Source organism: Petralouisia muris (genome assembly GCF_004793545.1).
Taxonomy (GTDB): domain Bacteria; phylum Bacillota; class Clostridia; order Lachnospirales; family Lachnospiraceae; genus Petralouisia; species Petralouisia muris.
The window spans coordinates 51,557-71,327 of record NZ_SRYA01000001.1; the positions used below are offsets into that span (position 1 = coordinate 51,557).

Here is a 19,771-nt window from a genome sequence, read left to right on the forward strand (position 1 = left end):
CCTGAGAAATCATTCGTTTTCATCCTTCCATTACTGACTTTGCTTTATGTTATCTACCGAACCAGGCGGAACGCCCGATAATAATTGTCTTCCGGATATTCATTAAAAATGATTAACTCCTGTTCGGTGTAGGTGCCCGGATAGAATAAAACCATAGGTACGCTTGCAAAAGCCTGAGGCATATTGTAGAGAATTTTATTAAACACTTCCGGAGCCTGCAGCAGCGGGAAACATTTTCCTACCCCAGTCAAAAACACTACCGCATTCTTCGGCGTATGCTCTGCAATATATTTTACCAGCAGGTTCTCCTTATCCGTAATTTTTAACGTATGCTGAATCGCATCCTGCAGCTTCCTGATGCCGCGCTTTTTTTCCTGTGCGTAACACTTTTCCATAAAGTTCTTGCTTTGCAGGTGCTCTATCATCAAATCGTATAAATCATATACCATCAGTTCAAAACCATCTGCTCCTTTGAGGTTTTTATTTTTCAAACAGGAAATCTTATTTCTTACTGTCAGTTCATCTTCCGGCGCATAATCAAACACCCAATAGTTGACCTCATTTGCCTTTCCCTTTGTCTGCCTGAAAGATGGTTTCTTTATCATCAATTCCATCTGCTCTAACCGTTCTTCAATATTTGCCATCATCTTACCCCCGAAAGAGCCTTTACGATCGGCTCCATATCATTGTCTGCAAGCCATCTTTCCATATCCGGTTCTAAGATCGGCTTGAAGATTTTTCTTACATCCCTGCCCTTATCTGTCATACCAGCCTCAAATAGAAATGTCTTATAATTTCTCCCCAATTTTGCAATTGTGGCGTCCGTCCATCCAGCTACTTTTTCACTTTGCAGCTGTTTGTCCTTAAAAAAAATATTTAAATCCCCTGGCTTATACTCATTGCTTCCAATGATCATTTTCTCTCGTATCACGTCATACACAAAATCAAAAAATAACGTGTCATTTGCCATAACTGCTGCCAGATTAAAAATTTTTTGCGACGATACGTCTCCCTTTAAAAACACCGGATAAAAACTGTCCCCCATCCCTTTGATTCTTGACGATACTGTATTGAAAATCTGTGCTGCTCTATCTGGCGTAGATGCTGCAAATATGTTTTCTGTTCTGCATAACTCTTTTACAGCTTCAAAACTCTTTCCCTCAGACAACAGCTTTACCTCATTGCGAAATTCCATAAACCAAAAAGAATGCTTGACTGCTCCAGCGCTATATTCCTTTCTTTCCATGTAATCTATACACCTTTCCATTATGATTCTTTGCTCTTATACTCAAGAGCATACTTATTTGCGAAATGATTTGCGGATCTTTTTGAAATAGTGAAAACTTGTTGGCAAATCATTTCGCTCACGGGTATATCTGCTCCATAATCTGGATTTGGTAAAATATCTAAGATATCATCTATCGTACTGTCATACATGATTTTACCATAGATTTGATGGAAATGATACTGAAAATCAGGCATTGAAAAAGGGGCTGTCGGAAAATGAAATTCAGGCACAAGGTATGGTTTTGATTTTCAAGAATTTCTACCATATATTGTGTATAAATTTCATTTCCCGACAGCCCTATAAAATCTAACTTTAAATGCGAAAGCAATGGGATAAAATTACAACGCATTTATCTTTTTGCTACACGTGAATCTCAGCCGTCACGCCCAACATTTCTTTCCGCTCCTCCAGCATGGGCCGTACCGCCTGTTCCAGGAACTTCTCTACCTGTAAGGGCGCCCGTCCCACATACTTGGAAGGCTCCATCGAACATTTTAGCTCTTCCAATGTTAAGTTAAAAGCCGGATCTGCCGCAATCAGTTCCAGAAGGTTGTTATCCTTCCCTTCCTCTTTGACATTTCTTCCTGCTTCCATGGAAAGCTGACGGATCTTTTCATGCATTTCCTGACGGTTGCCGCCGTTTTTCACAGCATCCATCATAATGTTTTCCGTTGCCATAAAGGGCAGCTCCGCCATCATATGTTTGCGGATCACTTTCTCATATACCACAAGACCGTCCACCACATTCAGGCACAAATCCAGAATGCCGTCAACGGCAAGAAATCCCTCCGGCACCGACAAACGCTTGTTGGCCGAATCATCCAGCGTCCGCTCAAACCACTGGGTTGCAGAGGTAATGGCCGGATTCAATGCGTCCACCATCACATAGCGGGCCAGAGACGCAATCCGCTCACTGCGCATGGGGTTGCGCTTATAGGCCATGGCTGAGGAGCCAATCTGATTTTTCTCAAAAGGCTCTTCCACTTCTTTTAAATGCTGCAAAAGCCGGATGTCATTGGACATTTTATGGGCGCTGGCTGCAATTCCTGCCAGAATATTCAAGACTCTTGTGTCCACTTTTCTGGAATAAGTCTGCCCCGACACTGCATAACATTCTTTAAATCCCATTTTTTCGGCAATCATGGGATCAATTTTGTCAATAGTTTCCTGATCTCCTGCAAACAACTCCTGAAAGCTTGCCTGAGTGCCTGTGGTTCCTTTGGAGCCTAAAAGCTTCAGGCTTCCCATCACATACTCCAAATCCTCCAGATCCATCAGAAATTCCTGCAGCCATAAGGTTGCGCGTTTTCCTACGGTAGTGGGCTGGGCCGGCTGGAAATGTGTAAATGCCAGGGTAGGCAGCTCCTTGTAAGTATCTGCAAATTTTGCCAGCTCGGCAATGACATTTACCAGTTTTTTCTGTACCAGCTTCAGGGCTTTATCCATGACAATGATATCGGTATTATCCCCCACATAGCAGGAGGTTGCGCCTAAATGGATAATCCCGGCTGCTTTGGGGCACTGCTGGCCGTATGCGTATACATGGCTCATTACATCATGCCTTACCAGCTTTTCCCGTTCTCTTGCCACCTCATAATTGATGTCCTCTGCGTGGGCTTTCAGTTCCTCGATCTGTTCCTGCGTAATGACAGGCTTGCCATTCTCGCTTAATCCCAGTTCCATCTCTGTTTCCGCAAGGGCAATCCATAATTTTCTCCAGGTACGGAATTTCATATCCGGGGAAAAAATATACTGCATCTCCTTGCTTGCATATCTCTCTGACAATGGGCTGTTGTATCTGTCTGTCGCCATTGATGTTCTCCTTCCTTAATGGTTATATTTAAGAGTATACGGATTTATTACTCCGGCGGTTAAATAGAAATCTGCCGGCAAATCCTTTATTTGGCTCATAGATATAAACCTGCCGAAAAAGCATTTCTATCTCTCAAAATCTCCGCGAATATCCTCTGCCGGCGGTTCCATGGGGTATTTCCCGGTGAAACACCCCTTACAAATAGGCAGTCCCTCAGACATTTCGCTAAGCCGGTCAATCTTTAAATACCCCAGGGTATCAGCTCCGATCACCTGACGGATCTCTTCTACGGTACGGCTGCAGGCAATTAACTGCTTCTGCTCTGGAATATCCGTTCCGAAATAACAGGGCCACAGAAAAGGCGGAGAAGAAATGCGCACATGCACTTCAGCGGCCCCGGATTCCCGAAGCATTCTCACAATCCGGCCGGAAGTGGTTCCCCGTACAATGGAATCGTCTATCATAATCACCCGTTTTCCTCGGACCGCATCTGACAGCACATTCAGTTTTATCCGCACACTGGATTCCCGGCTGCTCTGCTTCGGCTTGATAAAGGTACGGCCGACATAACCGTTTTTGACAAATGCATTGCCATAAGGAATACCGGATTCCATGGCATATCCCAAAGCCGCCGCATTACCGGATTCCGGCACGCCCACCACAAGATCCGCCTCCACCGGAGAATCTATGGCAAGAAACCGGCCGGCCCGGATTCTTGCGGCGTATACGCTTACTCCGTCAATTCGGCTGTCGGGCCTTGCAAAATAAATATATTCAAAAATGCATCTTGCCTCCTGCTCCCGCGGCAGGCACAGGCTGGTATCCGACTTCATTCCTTCCGGCGTAATTGTCACCACTTCGCCTGGAAGGACGTCCCGTACAAATTCCGCCCCGATGGTCTCCAGGGCACAGGTCTCAGAAGCAAGGATATAAGCATTCTCCCGTTTTCCAATGCAAAGGGGCTTAAATCCAAAGGGATCTCTGGCCCCAATTAATTTCCGGGGACTCATCACCACCAGGGAAAATGCTCCTTTCAGCTTCTTTGCCGCCCGGCACACTGCATCCTCCACCGTATGGGTATTCAGCCGCTCTCTGGCAATATGATAGGCAATCACTTCAGAATCAATGGTGGTCTGGAAAATCGCTCCGGTATACGCCAAATCCTCCCGCAGCTCATTGGCGTTGATTAAATTACCGTTGTGGGCAAGCCCCAAAGTTCCCTTGACATAATTCAAAACCAGGGGCTGGGCGTTTTCCCGGGTAGAAGCCCCTGCCGTAGAATAACGCACATGTCCCACGCCGATGTCTCCTTTCATGCCCTCGAAAGATTCCTGGGTAAAAACCTCGTTAACCAGGCCCATGCCTTTCTGGGAAATCACTTTGCCTTTCGGCCCTTTGGTGTCGCTGACTGCAATTCCGCAGCTTTCCTGCCCCCTGTGCTGTAAGGCAAACAACCCGTAATAAATGGTGGACGCCACATCATTTCCGTCAAAATCATAGATGCCGAAAACGCCGCATTCCTCATGCAGCCTGTCGGAATCCATACTTAATGCCATTTTACTATCCATACTTGTTCTCCAGTCATTGTATGCAACGAGAACGACTCTCTCAAGCAAATTTCTCCCCAGTCAAAAGTTCATATGCTTCTTTGTATTTATCCACAGTCTTTGCAACCACTTCCTCCGGCAGCAGATACTCACTGTCGGGATTTTGTTTCAGCCAGTCTCTGACAAACTGTTTGTCAAAGGAAGGCTGTGATTTTCCAGACTCATATCCTTCCAGAGGCCAGAACCTGGAGCTGTCCGGCGTCAGCATTTCGTCGCCCAGAACCACAGTCCCATTTTCATCCAGTCCAAATTCAAATTTGGTGTCTGCAATGATAATTCCTTTGCTTAATGCATATTCTGCACATTTTTTATATAAATTGATGGTGCATTCCTGAATCTGTTTTGCATACTCCGCACCTTTGCCCGGATGCAGCTTCTCTAAAATCTCGGCACTTTCCTCAAAGGTGATATGTTCGTCATGAAGCCCCAGCTCTGCCTTGGTAGTAGGGGTATAAATAGGCTCCGGCAGCTTGTCCGATTCCTTCAGCCCTTCAGGCAGGCGGATTCCACAGACGGTTCCGTCTTTCTGATAGCTTTCCCAGCCGCTTCCGGTAATATAGCCCCGGACAATGCACTCCACTGGAAGCATATCCAGCTTCTTACACTTCATGCTGTTTCCGTCAAAATTCTCATTACGGAAAAATTCTGGCATATCTGCCACATTGGTGGAAAGCATATGATTTGGCACGATATCCTTTGTAAAATCAAACCAAAATTTAGACATCTGCGTTAAGATTGCGCCTTTCTGGGTAATTTTATTTTTTAAAATTACGTCAAAAGCTGAGATCCTGTCTGTCGCCACAATAATAAGGTTGTCTCCATTGTCATAGACTTCACGTACTTTTCCTTCTTTTACTGGTTTAAATTCCTGAATACTCATCGTTTCCTCCATTCTTCGGAACAGCCCTGGCATACTCTGGGAATCTGAAAACCTCGCATTGAGCTGATTTCCTGTGAGAAACTTCGGGACTGTCCGTCTTCTGGTATCCTGCTCATGTATCGGATTTATTATAATACAGGGGGTTTTGATTCGTCAATGGATATTTTTCCACGAAAAAACTTCGAAAAAAACGGCAGAAACAGGTTCTTTCGCTCAAATCTGTCTCTGCCGTTTTATCAGTTTTGATAAGCTTATACGTCACAAAATTACTTTTTGATACAAAGCAAAGTCTCTTATCTTACGTCTTACATCTTCCGGATCGATATTATAGGTAATGGGGGCGATATCTGCAAATGCCGGCTTGCCTCCTGCTTCTGGTTCAAATCATAGGTCGCAGTTCCTAAGGCTTTCTCTATCCTTCGGATTTGGCAGACCATTGCAGCAAATTCATCCTTTTCCATGGAAAAAGCAGCATCCACTCCTCCATCTTCCCGTTTTAGCTGTAACGTCAACGGGAGACGAAAAACAATCCAGACCTTTTTCATTGGCGTATTGGATGAGCCCTTCCTGCCATTCCCATGGGGTGTAGGCTTTCTGGTATAGCTGGTACAGATTCATCCCTTCCCACAAGCCATGGGCCTGAAACTCCTTGGCGCCGCAGTCAATGGTTATGGTATCCGCCCGATAGGTCTGGATTTTCACTGCATCCGCTCCAGCCTCTGCCGCTGCGTCAATAATCGCACACGCCCGTTCATAATCCATGTTATGGTTTGCAGACAGTTCCGCTACAATATAGACGCTGCTGTTTTCTGAAATAATATGGTTTCCCAACTGTATTTCTCTGTTCAATCCTGATTCCCTCCAACTTCTTGCCTGCTGCACATCATTTCATATTTCAGTTCCGCCAGCTTCTTTGCTGTCACAAAGGGAGCTTTGGGATAAATACAGACCATGTAATCAAATGTTTTGCCCTGCTCCCCGTAATTTTCAAGAACTTCCAGCAATACTTCCGCTGTTGTGGCGTAATCTCCCGACGCATCCTGGCTTCTCATAAAAGGAACTGCCGCTCCATACCTCCTTGCCGCCTTTGCAATTTCTTCACTGTCTGTAGAAACCATGGCTTCTTCCAAAAGCCCTGTCCCAAGAGCCGCTTCAATGGAATATGCCAAGATAGGCTTTCCGCAGAAATTGCATGTTATCGCTGCCTGATCCTCAAACACATTACTCTTTTTCCATCAAAAACCATGTAATGTCGTCCATGGGAAAATTGGAATCCAAATGATAGCGAAAACCATAAGATAAAAGCTTCACATCCTGGTATTTAATCAGGACAACATCATACGGCACTGCAGGTTCATATTCCAAAATAGAAGTCTCATGAACCTTTACCGGGATTTCGAAAAAAGAATCCTTTCGTAAGATTTCCGCCGCTTTATGGTTGATCTCAACCGCTTCCAAAGAAGCCTTAGGTAGCAGCCACAATCTGTTGATTCTGGTTTCTTTCTATGTAAGCGTCCCCAAACTGCCCGCTCCAAAATTCTTCCTGTTCTGTCCTGTATGCCATATCCTGTTCCTCTCTTTTCTAAAAATGATTATGAATTCTCTTGAAAGAGCACTCCATAGACTGCCTGTTTTTATTCTGCTTCAAACACTTTCAGCCGTTTTGGCAGTTCTTCTATCCCAAGCCAATCCGGATTGCTGCCAGAACTGTATTCAAATCCTTCCGGCACCTTCCTGCCTCCCGGAATCACCTTTTCCTTTCCCCACCAGCTGTAATGGGGATAAATGATGAAATGCTTTTCATATTCATAAGTCATAGGGGAATCTTCTTCTGTCACCATAATCTCATGAAGCTTTTCTCCCTCCCGAACGCCAACCTGGGGCATTTCACATCCCGGTAATATGGCCTGCGCCAAATCCGTAATTTTGAAGGAAGGAATTTTGGAAATAAATGTTTCCCCGTCACATTGCCATATCGCACCACGGAAAAACTGATATCCTTAGGGCCTGCGTAAGAATTGGCTGAAACAAACAATTTATCTGACACCAGCTTCGTTCCGCCGTACAGATTCACGGGATTTGCCGCCTTGTCAGCGGAAAGGGCAACCACCTTTTTTACATTGCAGTCCAGGGCTGCTTCAATCACATTAATTGCGCCATTAATGTTGGTCTTAATGGCTTCGATAGGATTATACTCACAGGCCGGCACCTGTTTTAAAGCGGCCGCATGAATCACATAGTCCACTCCGTCAAAGGCCCGGCACAGACGCTCTCTGTCTCTGACGTCACCAATAAAAAACCGCAGCTTTTTCTCATATTCTCTGTAATTATTTTTCATGACAAATTGCTTGTACTCATCTCTGGAATAAACAATGATTTTCTTGGGATTGTAATGCTCCAAAACATATTTTGTAAATGCATTGCCGAAAGAGCCTGTGCCTCCGGTAATCAGTATGGTTTTGTTGTTCAGCATAAGGTTCCTCCTCGTATTTTTTCTGCCGAATCAGGTCTGCAAAATCTGGATACCACTTTTCCATTGCCTTTAGATTTTTTTCAAAAATAGTCTCTTTCATGCTATAGCCTCATCATCTTCTCTATAAATATCCACAAGCTCCCGGAGTCCATAATCCAACGTATCCAACATCAAAACGGTATCCTCCTGTTCCGCTGCCTCTATATAATCTTCCAACGTTTGTATAACATAACCGCACAATACTCGTATTTTTCTCCTATAAAAATATAAAAAAGGCAATTATGCTGATTCTCGTTGTTCCGCATAACCGCCTGACTGATTCACTTTTTGTTCTTTGCAAGGACACTCTCTTTCGCATGGACAAAAGCCTCTGTCCGCCTGGTCTACAACTCCAGGCTGTTTTCTTTCAAAAGAAAATCATAAATACTCATTGTGGTAATTCCAACTTCATCTCTTGTGACATTGACAACATCTTTCACAAGAATAATCTTCTAAAAAAAGTCATTTACACTGGCAAGGGGCACTTTCTCCTGAAGTCTTTTTTCCTCCGTGGCATGCTGAACGCAGATTGTATATAATAACGCCTGCTGCCAAGATTGGCAATAAAATCTATTTCCATCTGCTTCTTTTCTTCTTTGCTAGATATTTGTCCCGTTTTAAATCCATGCGGCACCTCCGTTGAATATGCAGGGTAAACCTGCCCTCTTTTTTCAACCAATATTATACCATACCTTTTTAATCTGTAAATGGATTGTAAACCTTTGGAGTAATTCTACTATTTTTCAATAAATAACTATTTACTCCAAATTCCGAAAAACCTCTTGCCATATTTTCTTCTCCGTGATAGACTAGTACCAAAATACCAGAGTTCTTTTGAAAATGCTCTGGTTACAAATTTTACAAAGGAGGTTAAATCAACCATGCTGGAAAAACGCAGAAGCCAACGAATTCCCAGTGATGTTCAACTTCACATTTGTGATCTGTACAGACAGGATGTCTCCGGCATCCATCATTTGGAAGTCTCCCTTGTGCTGATTCATATTTCTGAGCATGGCGTTGGATTCATTTCAGAGAGTATCCTTCCACCCCAATACCAATTCCACGCCTGCCTTACTCTTGGGACAATACCAGGATTTTTGGTTACATTGAAGATTGTCCACTGTTCCGCAGTGGAACATAACCGATATGCATATGTATGTGAATTTATTGAATTGGAAGATTCTTTCCGTACTTCGATTCGGAAGTATATCAAAACCTTATAATGAAAAGGCTATCACCGCACGGAAGCGTCCGCCGGAGACGGACTGCTCCTGTTCTCTGTGATAGCCTTTTACTTTACAGAATATTTTCTTCTCGCAGAACTCTCTGCACCCGTTCTTACCGCTTTACCAACAGGGATTTTCCTGTCATTTCTTCTGGCTGTTCCATACCCATAATTTCGATCAAGGTTGGAGCAATATCTGCCAGGCAGCCGCCCTCCCGCAGCGTGTAGCTGTCATCATAATTGATGAGGATAAAGGGCACTGGATTAATCGTATGGGCCGTAAAGCTTTCCCCGGTGTTATAGTCAATCAACTGCTCTGCATTTCCATGGTCTGCGCATAGGAACATTACGCCGTCCACTTCCTTCAATGCTTCCACTGCCTTGCCCACGCAGGCGTCTACTGCTTCCACTGCCTTGATAGCTGCCGCTTCCACACCAGTATGGCCTACCATATCCGGATTTGCAAAGTTAATAATGATCACATCATATTTGTCTGACTTAATGGCTTCCACCAACTTGTCACATACTTCATAAGCGCTCATTTCCGGCTTCAGGTCATAGGTTGCCACCTTGGGGGAATTCACAAGAATCCTGTCTTCTCCTGCATTCGGTTCTTCTACGCCGCCGTTAAAAAAGAAGGTAACATGGGCGTATTTCTCTGTTTCCGCAATCCTTGCCTGGGTCTTGCCATGGTCTGCCAAAAACTGCCCAAAAGTATTGGTCAGCTCCACTTTATGGAACGCCACAGTCTTATTGGGAATTGTCACATCATACTCCGTAAAGCAGATATAGGTCACCTGTCTCCTGGGGCCCCGGTCAAATCCGTCAAACTCATCCATGCAGAAAGTTCTGGTAATCTCTCTTGCACGATCCGGGCGGAAATTGAAGAAAATAATGCTGTCCTTATCTTCGATCGTTGCAACCGGTTTACCGTCTTTTTCCACTACTGTTGGAACTACAAATTCATCCGTCACATCTTCTGCATAAGACGCAGCCACCGCCTCCACTGCATTGGCCGCACGTTTTCCTTCCCCGTAAGCTAGAGCTTTATAAGCAATTTCCACTCTATCCCAACGGTTGTCACGGTCCATTACATAATAACGGCCCATTACCGTTGCAATCTGTCCCACGCCGATTTCCTGCATTTTGCTTTCCAGGGCTTCCATAAATCCTTTTCCGGAGGTTGGAGAGGTGTCACGGCCATCCAGGAAGCAATGCACATATACTTTCTCAACGCCTTCCCGCTTTGCCATTTCCAGCAATCCGTATAAATGCGTATTATGGCTGTGTACGCCGCCGTCTGACAGCAGACCGTACAAATGCAGGGCAGAGTCATTGTCTTTTACATTCTGCATTCCCTTAAGCAGCGCTTCATTTTTAAAGAAATCTCCATCTACGATTTCCTTGCTGATTCTGGTTAATTCCTGATACACAATTCTTCCTGCACCCATATTCAAATGGCCTACTTCGGAATTACCCATCTGTCCGTCCGGCAATCCTACCGAAAGCCCGCTGGCATAGCCTCTGACGAAAGGATAATCTTTCATCAAGCCGTCAATGTTGGGGGTATTCGCCTCATACACTGCATTTGCCTCATGCTTTTCATTTAATCCAAATCCATCCAAAATCATTAATACTGCTGGTTTTTTGCTCATAAGATTTTCCATCTCCCTTTCTCTCTTTAAAATGATATTTCATTTCAGGGCTCCTCCCGGCCTCTTTGTTTTGATATTTCTAGTTTTGCGCCGGGTCCCTCCTCAAGGCAAGGCCTTCAGGGCTCCTCCCGGGCTCTTTGTTTTGATTATTTCTAGTTTTGCGCCGGGTCCCTCCTCAAGGCAAATTATAACACAACCGGAAGGAAAAATACAATTAATTTCATGAATTCTCCAACATCATCCTGCTGGCACAACCGAAAAAATGTGGTTACCGGCAATAAACATTCATAATCGAAAAAAATGTGGCTTCCGGCAATGAAGATTCACCGCCGGAAACCACACAGAGTTTCATGACTTATCTGCTTATTTCGTCATTTCAGCTTTCAAAGCTTCTGTCAAAGCCGGAACAACTTTATGTAAGTCTCCAACCACGCCATAGTCAGCTACATCAAAGATCGGAGCGTCCTCATCTTTGTTGATTGCAATGATGATATCTGCTTCTTCCATACCTGCCACGTGCTGGATTGCTCCGGAAATACCGATTGCAAAGTATACATTCGGACGAACTGTCTTACCAGTCTGGCCTACCTGTAAATCTACCGGCTTCCATCCATTTTCCACTACTGCACGGGAGCAGCTTACGGTTCCGCCGATCACGTCTGCCAAATCCTGCAGCATCTTGAAGTTCTCTGCGCTTCCAACTCCGCGTCCGCCGGAAACCAGAATCTTTGCTTCCATGATATCTTCTGTTTCTTTTACAGCTTTTACCACGTTAAGGATTTCAACGTATTTGTCATTGGGAGTAAATCCTGGATTGTACTCAACTACATTAGCTTTTGCACCCTTAATCGGATCAATTTTCTGCATAACGCCGGGACGCACGGTTGCCATCTGAGGACGGTTGTCCGGGCATGCGATAGTAGCAATTGTGTTGCCGCCAAATGCAGGACGGGTCATAAGCAGCTGATTGTGCTTCTGCTCATTTTCTTTTCCCGGAACCGGATTCAATGGGAAATCACCGATTTCCAATACGGTACAGTCTGCAGTAAGACCAGTCTTCACCCTTGCGGACACACGGGGACCAAGGTCACGTCCGATTGCAGTAGCGCCTACTAACATAATTTCCGGTTTATACTCATTGATGACAGATGCAAGGGCATGTGTATAAGGCTCTGTTCTGTACTCTTTCAATTCCGGATCATCTACAACGATGACTTTATCTGCACCGTACTCTGCCAGCTGATCTGCCAAATCTTTTACTCCGGAACCAATCAATACTGCTGTTACATCTGTGCTTAAATCTTTTGCCAAGTCTTTCGCTTTGCCCAGTAATTCAAAAGCAATTCCGCTTAATACATTGTCTACCTGCTGTGCAAAGACATATACTCCTTTATATGCTTCTAAACCCATTATTTTCACCACTTTCCTTATTTTTACGGATATTCGCAATCCATCTGATTCGCTCTTTCGTGAGCTTTCTGAACTTTTCTTTAGATTACGTGTTTCTCTTTCAATTTACCTGTAATATAGGCAACTGCATCTTCGGGCGTATCGGGAACCACTTTTTCTCCGGCACCTTTTTTCACTTTATCAGATGCCTTTGCAATCTTCGTAGGTGAGCCTTTTAATCCAAGGTCAGAATCATCTACATCCTTCAAATCTGCCCTGCCCCATACAGTTACTTCTTTGTCGTAAGCGTCAAAGATTCCGCCCGGCGTCATATAACGCGGCTCGTTTAACTCGGAAAGAGCGGTAACTAAACATGGCATTTTTGCCTTTAATTCATGATATCTATCTTCATACTGACGCTGAACTACTACATAGTCCCCATCAATCTTGATTTCCTGCGCATAGGAAATAACTGGAATATTCAGGTGCTCAGAAATCTGAGGTCCAACCTGTGCGGTATCGCCGTCGATTGCCTGACGTCCGGTAATAATCAAATCATATTCCAGATTCCGGATTGCTCCTGCAATTGTAGTAGAAGTAGCCCATGTGTCTGCTCCTCCTAATACTCTGTCTGTTACAAGGATGCCCTTGTCTGCACCCATTGCCATTGCTTCACGGAGAACTTCGTCTGCTTTGGGAAGTCCCATGGTAAGTACAGTTACTTCTGCACCATACTGTTCTTTTAATCTAAGGGCTGCTTCTAACCCGGCTTTGTCGTCCGGATTCATAATAGTAAGCATTGCGCCTCTGTCCAGAGTACCGTCTGGATTGAATTTCACTCCGCCTTTGGTATCTGGTACCTGTTTTATACATACAACGATTTTCACGGTAATTCACTCCTTATGTTTTATTTTTGTGGCGAAAACTCCCGGCTTCCATCACATAGATAACCGTTTTGCCCGTCACTGGCATATTGAGATCAATGATTTTGTAAGCGCTGAATAATAATTTATTTCAGCAATGCGCCGGAAATAACCATACGCTGAACTTCAGAAGTTCCTTCATAAATCTCTGTGATCTTAGCATCACGCATCATACGCTCTACATCGTATTCTCTGATGTATCCGTATCCGCCGAAGAGCTGAACGCATCTGGTGGTTACATCCATAGCAACCTCTGCTGCAAATAATTTAGCCTTAGCTGCTTCAACAGAATAAACCTTCTGTGTTGCTTTTGCCATAGCTGCTTTGTAAACCAGAAGCTGAGCCGCTTCAATCTTAGCTGCCATATCTGCTAACTGGAACTGAGTGTTCTGCTGTGCAGCGATGGAACGTCCGAACTGTTTTCTTTCTTTTGTATAAGCAACAGTTGCCTCCAATGCGCCTTCTGCGATACCAAGAGCCTGAGCTGCAATACCGATACGTCCGCCGTCTAATGTATGCATCGCAATTGGGAAACCTTTGCCTTCCGGCCCTAACAGATTCTCTTTGGGGATTCTGCAGTCTTCAAAAATCAATTCATATGTAGCAGAGCCGCGGATACCCATTTTCTTTTCCTTGGTTCCAAAGGAGAAGCCTGGAGTTCCTTTCTCTACGATAAAGGTGGAGAAATTCTTTTTCTTCCTTCCTCTCTTATCTTCCACTACGCTTGTAATTGCAATTACAATATAGATATCAGCTTCCTTACCATTTGTAATAAAGCATTTGGAGCCGTTTAATACCCATTGATCACCGTCCAACACTGCCTTGGTCTGGCATCCCTGTGCGTCGGTGCCTGCACCTGGCTCTGTCAGGGCAAATGCGCCCAGTTTCTCTCCTCTTGCAAGCGGTGCAAGATATTTCTGCTTCTGTTCCTCATTGCCGTATGTCATGATAGGGTCACAGCAAAGGGAAGTGTGTGCGGATACGATAACGCCGGTAGTGCCGCAAACCTTGGATAATTCCTCTACACACATAATGTAGGTAAGAGGGTCACATCCCTGTCCGCCGTACTCCTTCGGAATAGGAATACCCATGAATCCTATTTTCTGCATTTTTTCTACGGTTCCTCTTGGGAATTTTTCTGTTTCGTCAACTTCCTGAGCAAGAGGCTTTACTTCATTTTCAGCAAACTCTCTGAACAGAGTTCTCGCCATTTCATGTTTTTTATCTAAAGAAAAATCCATGATACTTTTCCTCCAAACTTTCTTTTATTTTCAATACAGCATGGCCTTGCAGACTGGCTGCCCGGCCACGCTTCATTATATTTATGTATTATTTGCTGTAGTCATAGAAACCGATTCCGGTCTTCTGTCCCAGCTTGCCTGCACGAACCATTTTCTTTAACAATGGATGCGGACGGTATTTCGGATCTCCTGTTTCGTCATACAATACATTCATGATTGCAAGGCAAATATCAAGACCAACCAAATCTCCCAAAGCCAGAGGTCCCATCGGATGGTTTGCGCCTAACTTCATAGCAGTGTCAATGCCTTCTACAGAAGCAACGCCGTCTGCATAGATTCCAACCGCTTCATTGATCATCGGAATTAAGATTCTGTTTACAACAAAACCTGCAGCTTCATTTACTTCTACTGGAGTTTTGCCGATTTCTTCAGAAATTTTAACGATTTTGTCTTTCATATCGTCCGGCGTGTTCTCACCTTTGATAACCTCAATCAGCTTCATAACCGGAGCCGGGTTAAAGAAATGCATACCAATGACCGGTCTGTCAAGTCCTGCGCCAATCTCTGTGATGGAAAGGGAAGATGTGTTAGTTGCAAACATGCAGTCTTTCTTTACGATATCCTGCAGCTCTTTGAAAGTCTGTTTCTTAATGTCCATTACTTCCAATGCTGCTTCTACGATCAAATCGCAGTCACCGCAGATTTCCTTTGTGCCTGTGGTAATTTTAGCCAGGATTGCATCCGCTTTTGCCTGATCCATTTTGCCCTTTGCAACTCTCTTCTCAAATCCTTTTGCAATTTTGTTCTTGCCGTTTGCCGCAAATTCGTCATTAATATCGCAGAGGCATACTTCATATCCTTCTGTCTGTGCAAATGCCTGTGCAATTCCGGAACCCATGGTTCCTGCTCCAATAACGCCAACTTTCATGATAGTCCTCCTTAAATTATTCTATGGGATACCGGGGACTGGCCCCGGCGCCCCATTAGCTTTCTTATTTCCGGATGTTACAGAAGCCTTAACCTCCGTAATGGTATGAATTCATGCCGCCTGCCCCAGGGCAGGAACGGCTTGATTCTATATTAGTCTCTCTCAACGATGGTAGAGCATCCCATACCGCCGCCGATGCACAGAGTTGCAAGACCCTTCTTAGCGTCTCTTCTCTGCATCTCATGTAACAATGTAACAAGAATACGGCATCCGCTGGCTCCAACAGGATGTCCAAGAGCGATTGCGCCTCCGTTTACATTTACTTTGCTCATATCAAAGTTCAGATCGTGAGCCACTGCCAGAGACTGAGCTGCGAATGCTTCGTTTGCCTCTACCAGATCCATATCGTCAATGGTTAAACCTGTCTTTTCAAATACTTTCTTTGTGGAAGCAACCGGGCCTACTCCCATAATGGAAGGATCTACGCCGCCGAGAGCTCCTGCTACGAAAGAAGCCATAGGCTTCACGCCTAATTCTTTTGCTTTTTCTTCGCTCATAACAACAACTGCCGCTGCACCGTCATTGATACCGGAAGCATTTGCCGCTGTAACGATTCCGTCTGGTTTGAATGCAGGACGCAGCTTAGAGATGCCTTCCTTAGTTGTTCCAGGACGCGGGCCTTCGTCTGTATCTACAATAACTGTTTTCTTTTTCTGTTTTACTTCTACAGGAACGATTTCATCTTTGAACTTGCCGTCGTTAATTGCCTGTTCGCATTTCTGCTGTGAAGCTGCAGCGAACTCGTCTAACTGCTCTCTGGTCAGTCCCCACTGCTCTGCTACGTTTTCAGCTGTGATTCCCATATGATACTGGTTGAATGCATCCCACAATGCATCATTTACCATGGTATCCACCAAAGTAGCATTGTTCATTCTGTATCCGTAACGTCCCTGCATAGCTGCATAAGGAGCCATAGACATATTTTCCATACCGCCTGCTACAACGATATCAGCATCGCCTGCCTGAATCATCTGAGCAGCCATATTTACACAGTTCAAACCGGAACCGCAAACTACGTTAACGGTAACTGCTGGCGTCTCAATTGGCAAACCAGCGTTGATGGACGCCTGACGTGCCACGTTCTGTCCTAAACCAGCCTGGATAACACAACCCATATACACATGATCCACCTGTTCAGCCGGAACGCCTGCCCTGCTTAATGCTTCCTTAATTACGATAGATCCCAATACCGGTGCCGGAGTTGTGCTTAAAGCTCCTCCCATAGTTCCGATTGCAGTACGGCATGCGCCTGCCAAAACAACTTTCTTTGCCATTTTCTTCGTCTCCTTCTTTAAATATAGTGTATCGCGAAAACTTTTTGACAAAATCACCAAAATTCATGTTATTTTTTTAACAATCTTTTGCCAAAAAAAGGAAAACAGGCTGTGGACCTCTTCCAGGCTTCCATACCTGCAGGGCGCTTCCGATGATTCCCGTTTTTCCTGTGTTTTCTCCGTCGATAAAAGTATCCTAGCATATTTTTACGTAAATTGCAAGAATTATCTTGCCCCCGCTCTCCCTCTGTCCTTTTGTCTATCTTTGTTATATTTTTATCATTCTTTCCAGCCTTTTTCCCAGAAAAAAGGCTGTTTTTTGTAAATATTATACAAAAACTGCCTTTTCCTCATCTTCTGCTGTTTCCGCTATGTATTAATAAAAAACATGATTGCCGATGACAGTGCCGGGAATGGTTCCGTCATTCCTCCTGAAATACAGACAACTAATTGTAATGTTTCCGCCGAGAACTTCTCCTGCCGCCTGGGTGCAGCTCTGATTGGCCCCTTTTGCCAGCACAGAAGCAAACCGCCCGCTTGCCACAGGGGAAAATTGTCCGCCCTGATAGATGACTCCCGCCACCGTATTGGGAAAATAGGAGCTTCTCACCCGGTTCATCACAACGCTTCCCACCGCCAGCTTTCCTTCATAGCTTTCCCCTCCTGCTTCGCACTGAATCAACGCTGCCAGAAGTGAAATATCAGAAGCGTCGCTGCTGGGCGTAACCGTCCCGCTGCCTGTGGAACTGTTCTGGTTCTGTTTGACTTCTTCTTGCTTCTTGATTTCCTCTTCCTGTTTTCTGATTTCTGCCAGCCTTTTTGCATCCTCGGCTGCTTTCTGGGCTTCCAGCTCCTCCTCATAAGCCTTCTGCCGTTCAATTTCCGCTTCATAGGCTTTTACATCTGCCTGGGCTTCTGCAAGCTGTTTTCTGGCAGCGCTCAGCTTCTCGGAAGTGCTGTCTACAAGAACTGCCAGCTCCTGCTTTTTTTCTTCCTGCTGCAGCTGCAATTCTGCCAGCTGCTGTTCCTGCGATTCCAGCTCCTGTTCTTTTCCTGCAATTTCCTCTTTCGTTGCACGGTATTCTTCCAGCATTTTCCGATCGTAGTTATGAATATTTACGATATATTCTCCTTTATTCAGAAAATCTGCAAAATTCTCCGCGCTCAGCAGCACTTCCACCATTCCTTCCATGTCCATTTCATACATGAACCGGATTCTTTTTTTCATGGCCTCATACTGCTCCTGTTCTCTAATTCTGGCTCCTTCCAGCGCAATCCTGGTTTCCTCCAGGCTGTTTCTGGTGCTTGTGAGCTGCTCTTCCGTCTCATTCAGCCTGGCGGCCGCATCCTCCAGACTGCTGTTGAACTCCTTCAGATCTCCTTCCAGACTTCCTGCCTTGCCAGACAGGCTGTTGGCCTGATTTTCTGCTTCTTTCTTCTGTTGCTCCAGGTCTTTGATCCCTTCCTGGACTTCATTTATTTTCCCCTGAGTTGCAAAAACCACCAGATTGGATAAACAACACAAAAGGAAAATTAATGCCAGGGCTTTTCCTGTTCTCTTCATGGTATCCTCCAGTATCTCCATCCTGCTCCTTTGTGAACCGCTGTTAAAATTCTATCACACTGGCGGCCGCAAAGCAATTCCTGAAATAATTTTATCTGCTGACAGTCTTTGCCAATTGCATATTTTATCCGATATAAAATACAATGACAGAATGGCAACAGGATTTGGAGGTGTTTTCGTGCAATATGTAAAAATCAACCATTTAAAGCCTGGCATGCGTCTTGCCCGGCCTATTTACAATAAAAAGGGAGTTATGCTTTTAGAACGGGATACCCGGCTCACCCGTCAGGGAATCGCAAATATAGAAAATTTTGGTCTTTGGGGGGTCTATATTTTAGAGCCGGCGGAGCCAGTGCCCCCTCTAAGCGATGAGGACATTGAACTGGAACGGTTTCTGACCGTCTCCACCTTCCGTCTGAAAGACGATCTTGCCCTGCTTACGAACGATATGGCGCCCCAGAACCTTACAGGACTGGCCCAGACAATCCTCAGAGATTTCGGTTCTTTGGACCATAAAATCAATTTTGCAAAAAATCTGCGCAGCAACGGCGATTATGTATACAAGCACTGCCTGAACACTGCTATTTTATCTGCAATGATGGTTCACAGACTGCACTATTCTTACGGGGAGCAGCTTGCCATTGTATGCGCGGCTCTGCTTCATGATATGGGACTGCTGTTGGTTCCTGATGAAATTATGGAAAAAGGCGACGCCCTCCTGTCACCGGACGAGCGGCGGCTGATCCGGGGCTATCTGGAAAAGGGATACCAGCTTCTGCACCCAGATTACAACGACTACAGGCTGCCGGAGCTTACCCTTCAGCTTGTGGGGCAGTTGACCCGGCTAGAGCACAATGTGAAAATCCCTCTTCAGAAAAATATTCGCTGGAGAAACGGCACCCACGTGCTTCATGTAGCAAGCATGTTTGATGAACTGACTTCCATGAACCTGGACAAAGAACCAGTTTCTGAAATCCGTGCGGTACGCTTCCTCAGAGAACATCCGGATTACTACCCTGCGCCTTTTGTTACAGCCCTTACCCAGTGCATCCATATCTTGCCCGGCGGATGCTGCGTGGACTTTTCCAATGGACAGAAAGGCATTATCATTGAAGAAAATGACAAGAATTATGCACAGCCTGTAGTAATTCTTTTCTCCGATAACCAGCGCATTGACTTTACCGACGCCAGATTCCAGAAAACCATGCACATTTCAGATGTGATGAAAACCATGGATCTGCGGCTGAAAGTGGATCAGGAGACTCTGAAGAAATATGCCAGCGATCCCCACACCAAGGAAACTGCCAAACGGTACCAGGAGAAGCGGAGCAAGCTGGTGGCCGCAGGAAGGGTTTTGTAAGATACCGTTGGAAAGCACAGGAAAGGGGCTGTCGGGAAATGACAGCCCCTTT

Annotated in this window: 19 protein-coding genes and 1 pseudogene; 2 read left to right on the plus strand and 18 right to left on the minus strand. The window is 45.0% G+C overall.

The window, feature by feature from the left end:
• Positions 1 to 53: 53 nt before the first annotated feature.
• The 11 genes and pseudogenes from E5329_RS00225 to E5329_RS29565 form a co-directional block, all read right to left on the minus strand.
• The gene (locus E5329_RS00225; protein WP_135987577.1) at positions 54 to 647 is read right to left on the minus strand and encodes a DUF1788 domain-containing protein; all 594 of its coding nucleotides are present in this window, start codon (positions 645 to 647) and stop codon (positions 54 to 56) included.
• Positions 644 to 1,246 (minus strand): DUF1819 family protein, encoded by a 603-nt coding sequence (locus tag E5329_RS00230; RefSeq protein WP_135987578.1) that lies wholly within the window; start codon positions 1,244 to 1,246, stop codon positions 644 to 646. Before E5329_RS00230 ends, E5329_RS00225 begins: the two co-directional genes overlap by 4 nt.
• A gap of 402 nt (positions 1,247 to 1,648) precedes the next feature.
• Positions 1,649 to 3,100 (minus strand): adenylosuccinate lyase, encoded by a 1,452-nt coding sequence (gene purB / locus E5329_RS00235; protein WP_135987579.1) that lies wholly within the window; start codon positions 3,098 to 3,100, stop codon positions 1,649 to 1,651.
• A gap of 126 nt (positions 3,101 to 3,226) precedes the next feature.
• Positions 3,227 to 4,669: an amidophosphoribosyltransferase gene (gene purF / locus E5329_RS00240; protein ID WP_275442873.1), complete on the minus strand. Its 1,443-nt coding sequence runs from the start codon at positions 4,667 to 4,669 to the stop codon at positions 3,227 to 3,229.
• A 40-nt stretch (positions 4,670 to 4,709) separates the two neighbouring features.
• Positions 4,710 to 5,588, minus strand: coding sequence for a phosphoribosylaminoimidazolesuccinocarboxamide synthase (locus E5329_RS00245; RefSeq protein ID WP_275442874.1), 879 nt, complete (start codon positions 5,586 to 5,588; stop codon positions 4,710 to 4,712).
• A 305-nt stretch (positions 5,589 to 5,893) separates the two neighbouring features.
• Entirely contained in the window at positions 5,894 to 6,133 is a 240-nt protein-coding gene (locus E5329_RS32475; protein ID WP_135987580.1) for an N-acetylneuraminate synthase family protein, read from the minus strand.
• Positions 6,036 to 6,437, minus strand: coding sequence for an N-acetylneuraminate synthase family protein (locus E5329_RS00260; protein WP_275442875.1), 402 nt, complete (start codon positions 6,435 to 6,437; stop codon positions 6,036 to 6,038). Before E5329_RS00260 ends, E5329_RS32475 begins: the two co-directional genes overlap by 98 nt.
• Positions 6,434 to 6,808, minus strand: coding sequence for a cytidylyltransferase domain-containing protein (locus E5329_RS00265; RefSeq protein WP_135987581.1), 375 nt, complete (start codon positions 6,806 to 6,808; stop codon positions 6,434 to 6,436). Before E5329_RS00265 ends, E5329_RS00260 begins: the two co-directional genes overlap by 4 nt.
• Before the next feature lies 1 nt (position 6,809).
• On the minus strand, positions 6,810 to 7,046 hold the full coding sequence (locus E5329_RS00270) for a hypothetical protein (RefSeq protein ID WP_275442876.1): 237 nt from the start codon (positions 7,044 to 7,046) through the stop codon (positions 6,810 to 6,812).
• 176 nt (positions 7,047 to 7,222) lie between these two features.
• Positions 7,223 to 8,061: pseudogene (locus E5329_RS00275) on the minus strand (SDR family NAD(P)-dependent oxidoreductase).
• A gap of 96 nt (positions 8,062 to 8,157) precedes the next feature.
• Positions 8,158 to 8,301 carry a hypothetical protein gene (locus E5329_RS29565; protein WP_168356466.1) on the minus strand — a complete coding sequence of 48 codons (144 nt, stop codon included), beginning with the start codon at positions 8,299 to 8,301 and terminating at the stop codon, positions 8,158 to 8,160.
• Between the two features lie 680 nt (positions 8,302 to 8,981).
• Here E5329_RS29565 and E5329_RS00285 point away from each other — a divergent pair.
• Complete coding sequence (locus tag E5329_RS00285; protein WP_135987582.1) at positions 8,982 to 9,323, plus strand: PilZ domain-containing protein; 342 nt, start codon at positions 8,982 to 8,984, stop codon at positions 9,321 to 9,323.
• A 115-nt stretch (positions 9,324 to 9,438) separates the two neighbouring features.
• On the opposite strand, the gene gpmI is transcribed toward E5329_RS00285, so the two are convergent.
• The 7 genes from gpmI to E5329_RS00320 form a co-directional block, all read right to left on the minus strand.
• Complete coding sequence (gene gpmI, locus E5329_RS00290; protein ID WP_135987583.1) at positions 9,439 to 10,980, minus strand: 2,3-bisphosphoglycerate-independent phosphoglycerate mutase; 1,542 nt, start codon at positions 10,978 to 10,980, stop codon at positions 9,439 to 9,441.
• A gap of 363 nt (positions 10,981 to 11,343) precedes the next feature.
• Complete coding sequence (locus tag E5329_RS00295; protein ID WP_135987584.1) at positions 11,344 to 12,390, minus strand: electron transfer flavoprotein subunit alpha/FixB family protein; 1,047 nt, start codon at positions 12,388 to 12,390, stop codon at positions 11,344 to 11,346.
• An 80-nt stretch (positions 12,391 to 12,470) separates the two neighbouring features.
• The gene (locus E5329_RS00300; protein WP_135987585.1) at positions 12,471 to 13,256 is read right to left on the minus strand and encodes an electron transfer flavoprotein subunit beta/FixA family protein; all 786 of its coding nucleotides are present in this window, start codon (positions 13,254 to 13,256) and stop codon (positions 12,471 to 12,473) included.
• A 122-nt stretch (positions 13,257 to 13,378) separates the two neighbouring features.
• Positions 13,379 to 14,533 (minus strand): acyl-CoA dehydrogenase, encoded by a 1,155-nt coding sequence (locus E5329_RS00305; RefSeq protein ID WP_135987586.1) that lies wholly within the window; start codon positions 14,531 to 14,533, stop codon positions 13,379 to 13,381.
• Positions 14,534 to 14,621: 88 nt separating this feature from the next.
• A complete protein-coding gene (locus tag E5329_RS00310) occupies positions 14,622 to 15,461 on the minus strand; it encodes a 3-hydroxyacyl-CoA dehydrogenase family protein (RefSeq protein WP_135987587.1) in 840 nt (279 codons plus the stop codon).
• A gap of 152 nt (positions 15,462 to 15,613) precedes the next feature.
• Entirely contained in the window at positions 15,614 to 16,795 is a 1,182-nt protein-coding gene (locus E5329_RS00315) for an acetyl-CoA C-acetyltransferase (protein ID WP_135987588.1), read from the minus strand.
• A 376-nt stretch (positions 16,796 to 17,171) separates the two neighbouring features.
• Entirely contained in the window at positions 17,172 to 18,359 is a 1,188-nt protein-coding gene (locus tag E5329_RS00320) for a cell wall hydrolase (protein ID WP_168356467.1), read from the minus strand.
• A gap of 178 nt (positions 18,360 to 18,537) precedes the next feature.
• On the opposite strand from E5329_RS00320, the gene E5329_RS00325 reads away from it, so the two are divergent.
• A complete protein-coding gene (locus E5329_RS00325) occupies positions 18,538 to 19,719 on the plus strand; it encodes an HD-GYP domain-containing protein (protein WP_168356468.1) in 1,182 nt (393 codons plus the stop codon).
• Positions 19,720 to 19,771: the final 52 nt, after the last annotated feature.